Source organism: Mycolicibacterium austroafricanum (assembly GCF_000612725.1).
Classification (GTDB): Bacteria; Actinomycetota; Actinomycetes; order Mycobacteriales; family Mycobacteriaceae; genus Mycobacterium; species Mycobacterium austroafricanum.
The window spans coordinates 502,740-517,295 of sequence record NZ_HG964452.1; the positions used below are offsets into that span (position 1 = coordinate 502,740).

General features: G+C 68.9%; 11 protein-coding genes. 4 read left to right on the top strand and 7 right to left on the bottom strand.

What is annotated here, in order from left to right; all coding sequences use genetic code 11:
- Positions 1-84 precede the first annotated feature (84 nt).
- The 4 genes from sfnG to BN976_RS12875 all read right to left on the bottom strand — a co-directional run bounded on the left by sfnG (position 85) and on the right by BN976_RS12875 (position 6,656).
- Positions 85-1,215, bottom strand: coding sequence for a dimethylsulfone monooxygenase SfnG (gene sfnG, locus BN976_RS12860; protein WP_036371429.1), 1,131 nt, complete (start codon positions 1,213-1,215; stop codon positions 85-87).
- A gap of 64 nt (positions 1,216-1,279) precedes the next feature.
- A complete protein-coding gene (locus BN976_RS12865) occupies positions 1,280-2,410 on the bottom strand; it encodes a glycosyl hydrolase family 8 (RefSeq protein ID WP_036371092.1) in 1,131 nt (376 codons plus the stop codon).
- Entirely contained in the window at positions 2,404-5,088 is a 2,685-nt protein-coding gene (locus BN976_RS32075) for a glycosyltransferase family 39 protein (protein ID WP_051558415.1), read from the bottom strand. The genes BN976_RS12865 and BN976_RS32075 overlap by 7 nt, the downstream gene beginning before the upstream one ends.
- Positions 5,085-6,656, bottom strand: a complete 1,572-nt coding sequence (locus tag BN976_RS12875) for a glycosyltransferase (protein WP_199558935.1) — start codon at positions 6,654-6,656, stop codon at positions 5,085-5,087. The genes BN976_RS32075 and BN976_RS12875 overlap by 4 nt, the downstream gene beginning before the upstream one ends.
- Before the next feature lie 318 nt (positions 6,657-6,974).
- Here BN976_RS12875 and BN976_RS12885 point away from each other — a divergent pair, with 318 nt between their 5' ends.
- On the top strand, positions 6,975-7,823 hold the full coding sequence (locus BN976_RS12885; RefSeq protein WP_011782010.1) for an LLM class F420-dependent oxidoreductase: 849 nt from the start codon (positions 6,975-6,977) through the stop codon (positions 7,821-7,823).
- A 20-nt stretch (positions 7,824-7,843) separates the two neighbouring features.
- Positions 7,844-8,392, top strand: coding sequence for a hypothetical protein (locus BN976_RS12890; protein ID WP_011782011.1), 549 nt, complete (start codon positions 7,844-7,846; stop codon positions 8,390-8,392).
- Here BN976_RS12890 and BN976_RS12895 read toward each other — a convergent pair.
- The gene (locus tag BN976_RS12895; protein WP_011782012.1) at positions 8,389-9,918 is read right to left on the bottom strand and encodes an acetyl-CoA acetyltransferase; all 1,530 of its coding nucleotides are present in this window, start codon (positions 9,916-9,918) and stop codon (positions 8,389-8,391) included. The genes BN976_RS12890 and BN976_RS12895 overlap by 4 nt on opposite strands.
- Positions 9,919-10,067: 149 nt before the next feature.
- Between BN976_RS12895 and BN976_RS12900 the strand changes: the two genes are divergently transcribed.
- Together BN976_RS12900 and BN976_RS12905 are read left to right on the top strand one after the other, a co-directional pair.
- The gene (locus BN976_RS12900) at positions 10,068-11,198 is read left to right on the top strand and encodes an ATP-binding protein (RefSeq protein ID WP_011782013.1); all 1,131 of its coding nucleotides are present in this window, start codon (positions 10,068-10,070) and stop codon (positions 11,196-11,198) included.
- On the top strand, positions 11,177-12,286 hold the full coding sequence (locus tag BN976_RS12905; protein WP_036371102.1) for a MarR family transcriptional regulator: 1,110 nt from the start codon (positions 11,177-11,179) through the stop codon (positions 12,284-12,286). Before BN976_RS12900 ends, BN976_RS12905 begins: the two co-directional genes overlap by 22 nt.
- 96 nt (positions 12,287-12,382) lie before the next feature.
- Here BN976_RS12905 and sucD read toward each other — a convergent pair whose 3' ends face one another.
- Together sucD and sucC are read right to left on the bottom strand one after the other, a co-directional pair.
- Positions 12,383-13,285 carry a succinate--CoA ligase subunit alpha gene (gene sucD / locus BN976_RS12910; protein ID WP_011782015.1) on the bottom strand — a complete coding sequence of 301 codons (903 nt, stop codon included), beginning with the start codon at positions 13,283-13,285 and terminating at the stop codon, positions 12,383-12,385.
- Positions 13,286-13,297: 12 nt separating this feature from the next.
- The gene (gene sucC / locus BN976_RS12915) at positions 13,298-14,461 is read right to left on the bottom strand and encodes an ADP-forming succinate--CoA ligase subunit beta (protein WP_011782016.1); all 1,164 of its coding nucleotides are present in this window, start codon (positions 14,459-14,461) and stop codon (positions 13,298-13,300) included.
- Between the last annotated feature and the right edge of the window lie 95 nt (positions 14,462-14,556).

Here is a 14,556-nt window from a genome sequence, read left to right on the forward strand (position 1 = left end):
GAATCGATAAACCACGCTAGCGCACTCCGGGGTGAGCCCGGCACTCCCGCACGAACGCCGAGCCCCGGACCCGTCGAGGTTCTGCTACGCAGGCACGAGGACGGGTGAATCCGCCGACACGCGCCCGGAGTTCTCGATCTCGCGAACCAATGGGAGCACCCTCGCCCCGAAGTACTCGATCTCCTCCTGGAAGTGCAGGAAGCCGCCCAGGATCAGGTCGACGCCACGCTCGCGGTACGCCGCGATGCGTTCGGCGATCTGCTCGGGCGTGCCGATCAACTGGGTGCGGAAACCGTCGTTGTACTGGACCAGATCCTCGAATGTGGAGTCGGCCCACATGCCCTTCCTGTCGCTCGTCGAGTTGCCGGCCTGCTGCACCGCGCCGCGGAAGCCCTCCACCGCAGGTGTGTTCGCCTTGGCGATGATCTCGCGGAGCACCTCTTTCGCCTCTTTCTCGGTGTCTCTGGCGATGATGAAGCCGTTGAGTCCGAACCTGACCTCGCGACCCGCGGCTCGGGCGTGGTCTCGGACCTCGACCACCTGCTCGGTGACGCCGTCGAAGTCCTTGCCGTTGGAGAAGTACCAGTCGGCGTAGTAGCCGCCGTTGCGGCGGGCCGCGGTCGAGTTGCCGCCCTGGAACAACTCCGGATTGGGCCGCTCGGCGGTGTTGGCGGGCTTGGGCTTGAGGGTGAAGTCATGGATGCGGTAGAAGTCGCCGCGGAAATCCACGTCGTCCTCTGTCCAGATCTTGCGCAGCACCTGCAGGAACTCTGCGCTGCGCCGGTAACGCTCGTCGTGCTCCAGCCACGGCTCGCCCAGGTGGGTGAACTCGTCTTTGAACCAGCCGCTGACGACGTTGACGGCGAACCGGCCGCCGGAGAGCTGATCGGCGGTGGCCCCGAGCTTGGCCAGGACGGCCGGCTGCCACAACCCGGGATGCACGGCCGCGATGACCTTGAGCCGCTCGGTGGCCAGCAGCAGCGCGAGACTGAAGCTGGTCGACTCATGCTGGTATTCGGCGCCGTAGCTGGCCTCGTAGCGCACCTGGGACAGGGCGTACTCGAACCCGTTGTTCTCCGCGGTTCGGGCGAGTTTCCGGTTGTACTCGTAGTTCCAGTCGGTGCGCTGCTCGATGTCGCTGGTAACCAGGCCCCCGCTGACGTTGGGCACCCAGTAGGCGAACTTGACGTGGTCGGCGATGCGTTCGGTCGTCATGGTCAGCCATGCAACCGCCATCGCGCGGCGGGGTCATCGGTATGGATCGCGGTGAAGGAAACGTTTATGCGCACTCGCCGAGCAGCGACGTGTCCAGCATGATCCTGCCGAGGGCGACCCAGGCGGCCCCGAAATAGGTCGGATAGCGCTGCTGCAACGCGGAGGCCTGATCCAGTCGGGCCGCGCCTGCCTCACGGTCACCCGCCGCGTGATCGGTCGCCGCGGCACTGACCAGCGCGACGGGATGCTGCCACTCGCCTGCGGCCGACCCGTCCAGGTTGCGGGTCGCCGGGATGTCGCGCGACGCGGCGACCACCCGGCGCAGTGACACCGCCACCGCACGGTCCGCCGGGTCGCACGACTCCGCGAAACGGATCGGTAGCCGTGCGGCATCCAGCCCGAACCGGGTGGGTCCTCCGTCGGGTGGACCCGTCGGCACCGCGCGCCCGGCCGGGTCGACCGACGCCCAGTCCGGCGGCAGTGAAGCCGTGCCGATCAGCTGCCAGACCAGCACACGCTGGGTTCTGCTGACATCGAGCCACCGCCGGTCGGCCGAGGCGTCCAGCAGCTCCCGCTCGGCGCGGGGACTGAAGTACCCGGGGTCCACGGCATGCGGCGGCGCGGTCGCCCAGTTACCCGCGACGGTGATCAACCCGGGTCGGGCCATGGCGGGCGACGGCGCCGCTCCGACGGTCACGGTCTCTCCCCGCAACACGTCGGCACCGAGCCGCTTCCCGTCCTCGGCCAGTTCCGGCGCGGCGAATCGCCGCGCCGCGAGCAGCAGCGAGCGGGCAGCGTCCAGGTCCGCGTCGGTGGCACTGCTCGGGTCCGTGACCCGACCGTCGGCCCAGCGCCACGACAACAACCCGTCGGGGCGGCGCAGGTGGGTCCGGGTCCAGTCCCAGATCGCCCGGAAGCGGGGCTCGTCGCCGAGCGCGGCGGCGATCAGCATGCCGTAGGCCTGCCCTTCGCTGACGACATCGCCGCCTTCGTCGCGTCGGACGACGCGACCGTCGCTCTCGACGTACCTGGACAGGAAGTCCTCGCCGGCCTGTCGCGCCGCCTGTTCGCGCATCCCGCGGACGTCGTCGTCGGACATGCGTGGGTCCACCGCCTGCGCGGCGGCCCACCCTGCGCCGACGACGAGCAACAGCGCAACCAGCAGCAACATGGCCTTACGCAACCGACTCACCATTGGCCCCTCCATTGCCCTTGCCTCCTCTGATATCTCGTCAGGGCCCAGGCGAGCGCGGCGATGACAGTCGCGCACGCGGCCAGCGGTAGCACCTTCTGGCGCGGATCGCCGCCGGCCGCAACGGTCTTCGACGGGTTCTTGTCGGGTATCGGTGCGACTGCGGGTGCACCGGGTGCCGGTGGGTCCAGCGGGGCCGCGGCTGCCGCCACGTCGCGCGTCTGGTGCACGGCCGGACCGTCCCGCCCGTCGGTGACCACCAGCGTGGTGGGAGTGCCGTCGGTCAGCTCGACCGGTTGGCGCCACTCCCGTCCGCCCGCGGTGACGACCGCGTCATAGGCGCCTGCGGGCTCCGCGCCGTAGCCGGTGATCAGCCCGTAGGAGGCGTTGTCGGCCAGCACGGTGGGGTCCGCGCCGGGTGCGGCCAGCGCGAGCTTCACCGGGCCGGCCGCGGCCGCCGCCTGCAGCAGCCGCACCGAGGATCCGCTGACGGGACCGTCGGGCGCGAGTTGCGCCGCGATCTCGCCGGTCTCTCCGGCCGAGAACAACGCCAACGTGTACGTCGCCCCCGGCGCGACCGTGAACGCCTGCCGCATCACCGGCACGCCGCCGCGGTCGGCGACGGTGCTCATCACGTAGGTGCCACCGGGAAGGGCCCGATAGTCCGACGGACTTCCGGTTCCGGGGCGGACCGATCCCACCGGGGTGCCGTCGACGTGGACGAACTCGAGACGGTCGGCCGCCTGCCCGCGCCGCATGTCGACGATCCGCACCGCGGCCGGAGGACCCGCAGGGACGGGATCCGGACGCGACCCGAGGCCGACGTCCGTCGCCCGGGCGGGGAATCGCACGGTCAACCCGTTGTCGGACAACTGCACCGTCTCGGCCCCGAACGGGCTGCGCTGACGCTCGATGAACCCCGCGGCGGCCTGGAGCTGGTCCCGGGGTCCGCCCAGCCTGAACTCGCGCCGGGCGGTGCCTGCCACCTCTTCCGCGGCGACACCCGAGATGCTCTGCAACACAACGGGTTGCCGCGAGACGAGCATCGACAACGTGGCGACGGTCCGTTGGTCGACGACGCCCGACTGCAGGTCGGCCAGCGCGTCGGGATCGGAGTCGGGATGGAGGCGGGCGGCGACCTGAACTCCGAAGTCGGGCACCGCGGGCCGCGCCGCCGGGGCGCCACCGGAGTCGACGCGCAGCACGTCGACGCGCTCGCCGCCGGATCCGAACGTCGCCGCCGGCCGGGCATGCCACATCGCGTCGGTCAGCACCCCGGAGTCGGGCATGTTGGCGCGCATCGACGGTGTGGACACGACCCATCCGTAGTCGGCCCAGCCGTCGGGCGCCAGGTTCTGCACCTGCTCGTCGGTGTCCACCTTGTACGACCAGATCACGTTGTGTCTGTCCCGGCCGTCCCTGACCAGGTCGACCCACATGGCGTCGTCGACGATCAGGCGGTCTTCCTCGGGCACGTTGGCAGCGACCCAACTCTGGGCCTGCCGCATGGCGGCGTCGTCGTCGGCCGACAGCACGGTGTCGTGGCTCGGCACCCAGAGGGCGACGAGCATCGCGGCCGCGAAAGCCGTTGCCAGCGCCGCAGTCACCCGGATACGGCTGCCGAAACGCGGCGCGATCTGCCCGCCGCGCCGCAACCGTCGCACGCCCTCCTCCCCGAGGCCGGCGGCCAACAGGGCGATGAGCGGCAGCGCGGCGATGACGAACGGCACGGGCAGATATCCCGGCCGCAGGACGGTGACCACCAGGATGAGCAGTCCGAGGGCGTACGGCCGCAACCGCTGAATCAGCAACGCGGACAACGCGATCGGCGCGGCCAGCAACGGCAGCACCGGATCCAGCCGGAGCCATTCGTCGATAGTGTGCCGTTTGAGTGATTGCGGATCGCCGATGGAACCGCTGGCTTCCCGTTGCCACAGCTGGAATTTGACGCCCTCCCACAGGCTGACGTGTCCGGGGCCGGGGATCAACTCGCCCCGCACCAGCGCCATCAGCGCGTAGATGCTGACGACGAGAGCGAACACCGTACCGAACACCGTCAACGCGTACCGGCGTGTCGCCGGGGCGGTTTTGGTCCACACCAGCCAGGCCACCATCGGCAGGAACAGCAGCATGGTCTCCTTGGTCAGCACCGCGATGCCGAAACACGCGGCCGCGCCGAGCATCGCCGAGAGCCGGTGCCGCGGTGAGCACACCAACACGAGGCCGGCCAGCATCCACGCCACCGCAAGGTTGTCCAGGTAGACCGCACGGCTCAGCGAGATCGCCAACGGCGACACCGCCAGGACGGTCACCGCGGCCGCGGCGGCCGGGCGCGTCATGCCGATCCGGCGAGCGAGCAGCCACAACAGTCCCGTACCGACGACCGCGACGACCACCATCAGGTAGCGGCCCGCGGTGACGGCGTTGCCCCCGAACCCCGGCCCGGTGAGCAGCATCCACCCGGCCAGCTGCAACCAACCGGCAGGCGGATGGTCGTACCAGTAAGTGTAGTGGGCCAGCTCGCCCCACTGGATCATCGCGAAAGCCTGAGCGACGTAGGTTCCCTCGTCGTCGAGCCGAATCGGCGAGCCCGCGATGTTGATCAGACGCAGCACAGCGGTCAGCGCCATCAGCGCCAACAGGACCGGTATCGAAGGATTGATCCGCTTCAGCGTGTTCATGCCGCGATCGCCTCCTCCCGACCACCGGCGCGGTGGGCGTTGACGTGTTCGGTCTTCTCCCATCCGCCCTGACCGCGCAGTTCCCGCCACACCGAGCGCACCGCCGCGGCGGCCAGCAGCAGCTGGTAGGGAAATGCGCCGAGCACCAAGCGGACCTGGTCCCACAGCCGGATCCTGATGCCGAACTCCTTGCCGAACTCGCCGAGGGCCGCCGCCTCCACCGCCACCGTGACCAGCGTCGGGGCCAGCGGCAGGAAAGACAGAAGCGTCAGCGGGACAGGCACTTTGAGCACGAACATGCACGCGATAGCGATGGGTACCAGCGCGCCGGTGGCGGCCTGCAGGAACGGCATCGCGAGGGTGTAGCGCGCCAGCATCCGCTGCCGTCTACTGGGCAGTTTGCGCCACTCACCCTTCCGGTAGACCTGCATGAAGCCCTGGTCCCAGCGGGTGCGCTGCTTGACCAGCGCCCGGAGCGAGCCGGGTGTCTCCTCACGCGTGACGACCTTGGGGTCGTAGGCGACCGCCACCCGCGCGCCCCGGGTCGACAGCCGCACCCCGATCTCGCAGTCTTCGGCCAGGCAGTCACGGTCCCAGCCACCGACCGACCGCAGCAGCGCGGTGCGGGCGAACACGGTGTTTCCGCCGAGCGGGATGAACCGCTGGTCGGCGTGGAAGTGCAGACGGGACCGGAACCAGAAGTAGTACTCCAGGCAGTTGCGCAGCGACCACCAGCTGGTCTGGATGTTCATCAATTGCACGCCCGACTGCACGACGTCCGCCCGTGCTTCCTCGAACCGGGCCTCCACCAGTCGCAACAACCTCGGGTGGACCTCGTCCTCGGCGTCGAAGACCCCGACGATCTCACCCCGGCAGGTAGGAAGCGCGGTGTTGAGGGCCTTGGGCTTGTTCTTCGGGATGTTGGTGTCGATGACCACGCGCACGATCCGCGGGTGACGGGCAGCGGCGGCGCGTGCCACGTGTTCCGTCTCGGGGTCGTCGTGGCCGATGATCACGATCACCTCGTAGAGCGGATGATCCAGCCGGGCCAGCGCGTCGATGGTGTCACCGAGCACGTCCTGCTCGTGCCGGGCCGGCAGCAACAGCGAGAAGCCCTTCGGCCTGCCGGCAGAACGGCGACGAAAACCGGTGGAATGCAACGACTCCGGACTTCGCCACGCATGCAGCATCCACCACAGCGTGGTCGCGGCGACGATGAACAGCAGCAGCGAGATCACCGTCATCACGATGTAGAGCAACCACTGCGGCCATCCTGCGGCGTCGTCCGGCCGTGGTGGCGGCGCAGGCGAGGCCTGCGCAGGCGCTCCGGTCGCGGACTGGACGCCGTCCGCCTGGGGCAGCGCGCCGCCGGAGGATCCCACGGCGCTGTCCGGTGGCGCGGGCGCCGGCGCTGCCGCCTCGGCGGCCACCGACGCGTCGGCCGGAACCGACGGCGGGGCACCGGACTGGTCACCGCCGGAGAAGAGGCGGCCTCCGAAAATCAGGAAGACGGCGAAAATCACCAGGACGGTTCCCAGTGCGACGCCGCCGCGAGTCATGCGGGGCATGTCATTGCCTTACAAGCTTGGGCAACACCTGCTGCTACACCGTCGTGAAACCCAGGTGTCGCTGCGGAGTGCCGCCGGCACGGCAGGCACCACTGAACCGGCGGCTTTCGAACGAATCGAAATCGCGTTATTGCAGTGTCCTTCGTCGCGGCTCTCCGTCGCGTTACGCCATCGAGCGTCACCGCAGGTCAAGCGGCCGCGCGCCGACGTCGGCGCCGTCTCGGTGAGCACCGGCGGGGCCGGTCACGGCGGCACTGCCGGGCGCCTGCACCCGGCCCCCCTTGCGGCCACGGATTGGAACACGTTCTAATTCTCGGTATGAACTATGGGTTGGTGCTGTTCACCTCGGACCGCGGGATCACACCGGCGGCGGCCGCCAAGCTGGCCGACGAGCACGGGTTCGAGACGTTCTACGTGCCCGAGCACACCCACATCCCGATCAAGCGCCAGGCCGCCCACCCCACCACCGGCGACGAATCGCTGCCCGATGACCGCTACATGCGCACCCTCGACCCGTGGGTCTCGCTGGGGACCGCCGCCGCGGTCACCTCGCGGGTGCGGTTGTCCACCGCGGTGGCGCTGCCCGTCGAACACGACCCGATCACGCTGGCCAAGTCCATCGCCACCCTCGACCATCTGTCCGGCGGCCGCGTCTCCCTCGGTGTCGGGTTCGGCTGGAACACCGACGAACTGGCCGACCACAACGTCCCACCCGGACGTCGCCGGACGATGTTGCGCGAGTACCTGGAGGCCATGCGCGCCCTGTGGACCCAGGAGGAGGCCGAATTCGACGGCGAGTTCGTCAAGTTCGGTCCGTCCTGGGCCTGGCCCAAGCCGGTGCAGGCCCACATTCCCGTTCTGGTCGGCGCCGCGGGCACCGAGAAGAACTTCAAGTGGATCGCCAAGTCCGCCGACGGCTGGATCACCACCCCGCGCGACTTCACCATCGACGAGCCGGTCAAGCTGCTGCAGGACACCTGGGCCGCGGCGGGACGCGACGGCGCCCCTCAGATTGTGGCGCTGGACTTCAAGCCCGACCCCGAGAAGCTCGCCCACTGGCGCGAGATCGGTGTCACCGAAGTCCTGTTCGGCCTGCCGGACAAGTCCGAGGCCGACGTGGCCGCCTATGTGGAACGCCTGGCCGGAAAGCTCGGCGCCCTGACCTGATCTTTCGACGGAGATGCGCTATGCGAGTCACGATCCCGCTCATCGCGCTGGCGACCGCGGCACTGGTCGCGGGATGCTCGATGGAGAAGCAACCCGCGCCGGCTTCCGTTAGCACGGAGACCGCTCCCCCGACGGACACTCCGCCCGCGGATCCGCCGCCCGGTGTCGACTTCCCCGATCTGTCCGGCTACACCGAGAGCTTCGACCAGTTCGAGCAGACCGATGTGCCTCGGGTGCAGGGTTTTTCGTTCTCCACGCCGAGCGGATTGATCTGCAGCAGCAACGCGTACCCGGAACCGCAGTTCGAATCGGTGAGCTGCCGCGGGCCCATCGCCGCGCAGGGTCCAGGACTCTGGGAGGTCACCACACTGTTCGGCCAGGCGGCGACGGTGGTCGCCGTCGTCGACGACGGTCTCCCCCGGGACACTCCGCCGGTGTTGCCGCCGTTCCACAAGGTGACCGCGAGCAAGGGCGCCGCCGAATGCGGGGTCGACGACGAGGGCACCGTCGCGTGCCGCATCGGCCAGGACGGGTTCGTGCTGACCCCGTCGTCGGTGGAACTGTTCTAGCGCAGTACCGCCCGGTTGCCGTTGTCGGTCGGCGTGACGGTGATGTTGGCGCCCAGCGGGTCTGCCTCGGTCATCAGCGCCACCAGGTCGGCGTCTTCGCTGGTGGCCATGAACCGGGAACCGTCGGCGTCCAGCCGCCCGACGATGATCCCGGTGCGCACCGGCCAGTCGTGGCGCACCGAGTACGTCTCGATCGTTGCAGCCCCTTCGGGTGACTTCGTCACCGCGACCCTGGGCCGCTCGGCCACCTCCGCGGTCAACTCCGCACTGCGCGACGTGCGCCAGCCGACCGGCTCGGTCGAATAGATACCGACGGAGTACTTGCTCATGATGCCGCCGTTGGCCCCGACGAAGCCGAATTGCCCTGGCCTGTCCCGCATCTGGGCGACCGTTTCGGCGATGCCGTGCAGGGAGTAGCTGTTGCCGGGTCCGCCGAAATAGGGCAACCCTCCGGTCAGCGTCAGGCCGCGCGGGTCGTCGGCCGACAAGCCGAGTGCCTCACAGATGACGAACACCGGGAACGGGAAGCAGCTGTAGAGGTCGAAGGTGGCGATATCGTCGACACCGAGGCCGGCGACCCGCAGCGCTTCGTGAGCCGCCGCGACGGCCGCGGGACTCGCCCCGAGATCCACCCGCTCCAGCAGGGCCTGCTCGACGAGATCGGAGTGGCCGTGCAGGTACACCCACTTCTCCTCGGGCACACCGAGTTTGCGCGCGGCCTCCACGGAGGTGAGCACCGCGGCCGCACCCTGGTTGACGGTGTCGCGCGCGACCAGGAACCGCGGATACGGGTCACAGATCATCCGGTTCTCGCCGGTGACCGTCTCCACCTCTTCGACCGAGCGCTCGACCAGGGACGCCGAGAAGGGGTTCTTGGCAGCCACTTTCGACATGGGCGCGAAAAGCTCGGCCATCAGGTGGCGATACGGCCCGACGCCGAGACCGAGGCGGGAGCGCCTCGCGTTGTCCAGCAGTCCGTACTGCACGGGGGCGCCGGTGAGCCCGTGGGTAACGGTGTATTCGTCGATGTAGTTGTAGATCTGGTGGCCGCGGTCCTCGAGCTGTCCGTCGACGTGCTCGGTGAAGTCCGGCTTGTCGTCCCTGCCCGCGAAGTATTTGGCCGTCGACCCGGGCTCCGAGCCCATGATCATCACGACGTCGGCGTCACCCGCGACGATCAGGTTGCCGGCCTCGGTGACGAGCTTCTGCGGGCCCTGCCCGCCGACGGGCTCGAGCACCACCCGCGCCGGGTCGCCGCCGACCCGCTTCATCACCGACCGCGGATAGTTGTTCGACTTCCCCAGCGTCGCCGGCATCGGGCCCGAGATCTCGAACTGCCGGAGGCCGAACACCGTGTCGATCGCGGCGGCCACCACGGCGGCGTCGGCGCCGGTGTCGACGAGCGCGGCCTGCACCGCGGCGGTCGCCAGTTCGACTGCCGACATGCCGCGATATGCGGGGTCGTCGATGCGCTCGGTGAACTGCCCCACGCCGACGATGACCGGCGTCCGTGGATCCACTGCCATGTACCCGTCCTCTCAGATACTTCGAAAGGCTAATAGAACACGTTGCAGAAGTTCCACCCCCGGTCAGATACGACGACCATGACGTACAACAGCTCTGATGTACATCTGTTTTGACGTACACTCTGGTGGTGAACTGGGAACCGCGGCCCATGTCCCTCGTCGTCGGCGGCGTCGTGCCCGTCGAGGACGTCGTCGGCAGGGTGCGGGAATCCAACGAGGTCCTCGCCTCGCTGCCGAACTCCGGCGCGGTCCTGGTCGGCGACCGCAGGCACGGCAAGACGTCCCTGGCCCGGCTGGTGCAGCGGATGGCGGCCGACAGCGGCGCCGTCGTCGTCTCGGTCAGCGCCGAACGCGAGACCTACGCCGAGTTCGTCGCCGCGTTGATCTCCGAACTGGCCCGCCTCGACCCGGCATGGGCCCAGGAACTCGCCCGGATCCGCCTCACCCTGACCGCGGGACCCGTCCGGCTGGAACGGGACAGCCGCGCCGCGGCGACCCTCGACGACCTGCTCGACCGTGCCGTCCGGCGGGCAGGCAGCCGCATCCTGGCGCTGTTCATCGACGAGGTCAGTGTGTTGGCACGCAATCTGGAGCGCGCCTCGCCCGGGTCCGGGGACACCTTCCTGCATCTGCTGCGCCGGGTCCGCCAGGAGAATCCGGGCCGGGTGGCCACGGTGCTCTCGGGGTCCATCGGCTTTCACCACGTGTCGGCCGACGCGCCCAGCACCGTCAACGACATCCCGAAGATCGCCGTCGGGCCCATTCGCTCCGACCATGCGACCTACCTCGCCGAGTGCCTGCTGCTGGGCAGCGGCGTCCCGACCACCGACCGGCACGAGGTCGCCGCGGCGATCGCGGCGGCCGCCGAGAACGTGCCCTACTACATCCAGCACCTGGTGGCCGCGGCCCGCAAGTCGTGGCAGGACACCCAGGTGGCCCCGTATCCGGAGCTGATCGACCTGCTGGTACTGGATGCCATCGAAAGCCCTTACGACCCTTGGGATCTGCGACACTACCGGGATCGGTTGCCGCACTACTACGGCGCCGACGCGCCCGCGATCGCCGGGTTGCTCGACATCTACGCCCACGCCGCAGGGCAGGTGGGCGTCGACACCGTGCTGATGCGTCTGCGCAGCGAGGGCAGCCCGATCGGTGACCGGGCACAGCTGGTGTCTTTCATCGAAAGGCTCACGCTGGACCACTATCTGGTGCGCACCGGCGACACCGATGGGTTCGCCTCTCCGCTGTTGCAGCGGGCATGGAAGGCCATGCGGCGGTGACCCGGCCCGCACTGTTCACCCCGTCGGCGTCGGACACCGCCGCGCTGGAAGCCCTGACCGTCGGACGCACCGACCTGCTGGACACGTTGACCCAGCGCATCCGATCATCGGCGCGCGACGGCTCCCGGCCCCATACGCTACTGGTGGCGCCCCGCGGGGCGGGCAAGACACATACGCTGCGTGTCGTTCTCGGCCGCACGCTTTCCGATGCGGCAACAGCGAGACATGTTCTGCCGGTGATGGTTTCGGAGGATTCGCTGGCGATCGGCTCCTATGCCGACCTGCTCGTCGAGGCGGCGCGCGCGATCGGGCCGCAGGTGGCCGAGCAGGCACGGCAGCTGCGCCGCGCGCGGGACCCGGTGGGCATCGAAGCGGCAATCATCGAGGCCGCCGCGGGCAGGATGATCCTGCTGGCGATCGAGAACCTGGACCGCGTGTTCGACGCCATCGGCGCGACAGGGCAGGGCAGCCTGCGGGCGTGGGTCGAAACCTCGACGACCGTACTGGTTCTCGGGACATCGCCGGAGCTGTTTCCCGGTGTCTCGTCGCGGGAGTACCCGTGGTACGGCTCGTTCATGATCGAGACGTTGCCGGAGCTGACGGCGCAGGACGCCGGCGAATTGCTGCGCGGCGCGGCGCGGCGACGCGGTGACACCGACTTCCACAGGTTCCTCCAGTCCCCGGACGGCCGGGCCCGGGTCGCGGCCGTGCACAAGATCATCGGCAGCACCCCACGGATGTGGCATCTGCTCGCCGAATGCGCCGACGCGCCCAGCCTCGACGCGGTCACGCCCGCCGTCAACGCCCTGCTCGACCGTCTCGCACCGCAATACCAGCAGCGGCTGTGGCAGCTGCCCGCGGGCGAACAGCGTCTGGTCGTCGAGCTGGCCCGGGGTTCGGAACCCCGTTCGGTGTCCGAACTCGCCGAGGCCGTGGGGGTTTCGAATCAATCCGCGTCGGCGGCACTCGGGCGGCTGGCCGCCGAGGGCTGGGTGACGTCGTCGAAGGCCGCCGGTGATCGGCGCACGTCCTGGTACGACCTCACCGACCCGCTGCTGCGCAGCTACCTGCAGTACCGCGGCGGCTGAGATACAGCGCGAGCGCGCGCGTCTGTACGGGTTGCGACGGTGTGTCGCGTACAAACACGCGCGCTCGCGGTGAGACGTGCGGTGTGGGTGCCTGGCTTACAACCCGGCGAGGATCTCGCGGGCCAGCTTGGCGGTCTCCGACGGGGTCTTGCCGACCTTCACACCGGCGGCCTCCAGGGCCTCCTTCTTGGCGGCCGCGGTGCCCGACGAGCCCGACACGATGGCGCCGGCGTGGCCCATGGTCTTGCCCTCCGGAGCGGTGAAGCCCGCGACGTAGCCGACGACCGGCTTGGAGACGTTGGCCTTGATGTAGTCGGCCGCGCGCTCCTCGGCGTCGCCGCCGATCTCGCCGATCATCACGATGATCTTGGTCTCGGGGTCCTTCTCGAACGCCTCGATGGCGTCGATGTGGGTGGTGCCGATGACCGGGTCGCCGCCGATGCCGATGGCGGTGGAGAAGCCGAGATCCCGCAGCTCGTACATCATCTGGTAGGTCAGCGTGCCCGACTTGGACACCAGGCCGATCGGGCCCTTGCCGGTGATGTTGTTCGGCGTGATGCCGACCAGCGACTCGCCGGGGGTGATGATGCCCGGGCAGTTGGGGCCGATGATGCGGGTCTTCTGCCCCTTGTCGACGTTATAGGCCCACGCGTACGCGGTGTCCTGCACCGGGATGCCCTCGGTGATGACCACCAGCAGCGGGATCTCGGCGTCGATGGCCTCGATGATGGCGTCCTTGGAGAACGCCGGCGGCACGAACGCGATCGACACGTCGGCGCCGGTCTCCTTCATCGCCTCGGCGACCGAGGCGAACACCGGGAGTTCGACCTCGTTGCCGTCCTTGTCTTCGTGCTTGACGGTCGTGCCGGCCTTGCGCGCGTTCACGCCGCCCACGATCTGGGTGCCGGCCTTGAGCATCAGCTTGGTGTGCTTGGTGCCCTCGCCGCCGGTGATGCCCTGGACGATGACCTTGCTGTCCTTGTTCAGGAAGATAGACATCTTGTTGTTCCCTTACTTGTTCGCCAGCTCGGCGGCCTTGTCGGCGCCGGAGTCCATGGTGTCGGCCTGGATGACCAGCGGATGGTTGGCCTCGGACAGGATGCGGCGACCCTCTTCGACGTTGTTGCCGTCGAGACGCACCACGAGCGGCTTGTTGGCCTCGTCGCCGAGGATCTCCAGGGCCTTGACGATGCCGTTGGCCACCGCGTCGCACGCGGTGATGCCGCCGAACACGTTGACGAACACGCTCTTGACCTGGCTGTCATTGAGGATGACGTCCAGGCCCGCGGCCATCACCTCGGCCGACGCGCCGCCACCGATGTCGAGGAAGTTGGCCGGCTTCACGCCGCCGTGCTTCTCGCCGGCGTAGGCGACCACGTCCAGCGTCGACATGACCAGGCCGGCGCCGTTGCCGATGATGCCGACGGCACCGTCGAGCTTGACGTAGTTGAGGTCGTTCTCCTTGGCCTTGAGCTCGAGGGGATCCGTGGCGTCCTTGTCCTCGAACTCGGCGTGGCCGGGCTGCCGGAAGTCTGCGTTGGCGTCGAGGGTGACCTTGCCGTCCAGCGCCAGGATCTGATCGTCGGGCGTACGCACCAGGGGGTTCACCTCGACCAGCGTGGCGTCCTCCTTGACGAAGACCTCCCACAGCTTGGCGATCGTCACCGCGGCGGCGTCGAGCACCTCGGCGGGCAGGTGGCCCTTCTCGGCGATCTCGCGTGCGAACGCCTCGTCGACACCCTTGACCGCGTCGACGGGCACCTTGGCCAGCCGCTCGGGCTTGGTGGCGGCGACCTCTTCGATCTCCATGCCGCCCTCGACCGAGCACATCGCCAGGTAGGTGCGATTGGCGCGGTCGAGCAGGAAGGAGATGTAGTACTCCTCGGCGATGTCACTGGCCTCGGCGACCAGCAGCTTCTTGACGATGTGGCCCTTGATGTCCAGGCCCAGGATGTTCTGCGCGTGGGTCAGCGCGTCCTCGGGGGTGGCCGCGTACTTGACGCCGCCGGCCTTGCCGCGGCCGCCGACCTTGACCTGCGCCTTGACCATGACAGGCTTGCCGATTTCCTCGGCGATCGCTTTGGCATCCTCGGCGGATTCGGTCACCCGGCCGGGGGTGGTGGGAACGTTGTGCTTGGCGAACAGCTCTTTCGCCTGATACTCGAAGAGGTCCATGGACTCCGGAACATCCCTGTCTGTGAGCGGCTAGAAGTACGGCCCGACGGGCTCCGGGGAACTTTATCGACCCGAGCCGCGACCGTTGTCACCGC

Bases quoted from the DNA above. Each gene is read 5' to 3' on its own strand.
- BN976_RS12875 (WP_199558935.1), bottom strand. From the start codon at position 6,656: ATGCCCCGCATGACTCGCGGCGGCGTCGCACTGGGAACCGTCCTGGTG.
- BN976_RS32075 (WP_051558415.1), bottom strand. From the start codon at position 5,088: ATGAACACGCTGAAGCGGATCAATCCTTCGATACCGGTCCTGTTGGCG.
- BN976_RS12900 (WP_011782013.1), top strand. From the start codon at position 10,068: ATGTCCCTCGTCGTCGGCGGCGTCGTGCCCGTCGAGGACGTCGTCGGC.
- BN976_RS12885 (WP_011782010.1), top strand. From the start codon at position 6,975: ATGAACTATGGGTTGGTGCTGTTCACCTCGGACCGCGGGATCACACCG.
- BN976_RS12865 (WP_036371092.1), bottom strand. From the start codon at position 2,410: ATGGTGAGTCGGTTGCGTAAGGCCATGTTGCTGCTGGTTGCGCTGTTG.
- sfnG (WP_036371429.1), bottom strand. From the start codon at position 1,215: ATGACGACCGAACGCATCGCCGACCACGTCAAGTTCGCCTACTGGGTG.
- sucD (WP_011782015.1), bottom strand. From the start codon at position 13,285: ATGTCTATCTTCCTGAACAAGGACAGCAAGGTCATCGTCCAGGGCATC.
- BN976_RS12905 (WP_036371102.1), top strand. From the start codon at position 11,177: ATGGAAGGCCATGCGGCGGTGACCCGGCCCGCACTGTTCACCCCGTCG.
- BN976_RS12895 (WP_011782012.1), bottom strand. From the start codon at position 9,918: ATGGCAGTGGATCCACGGACGCCGGTCATCGTCGGCGTGGGGCAGTTC.
- sucC (WP_011782016.1), bottom strand. From the start codon at position 14,461: ATGGACCTCTTCGAGTATCAGGCGAAAGAGCTGTTCGCCAAGCACAAC.
- BN976_RS12890 (WP_011782011.1), top strand. From the start codon at position 7,844: ATGCGAGTCACGATCCCGCTCATCGCGCTGGCGACCGCGGCACTGGTC.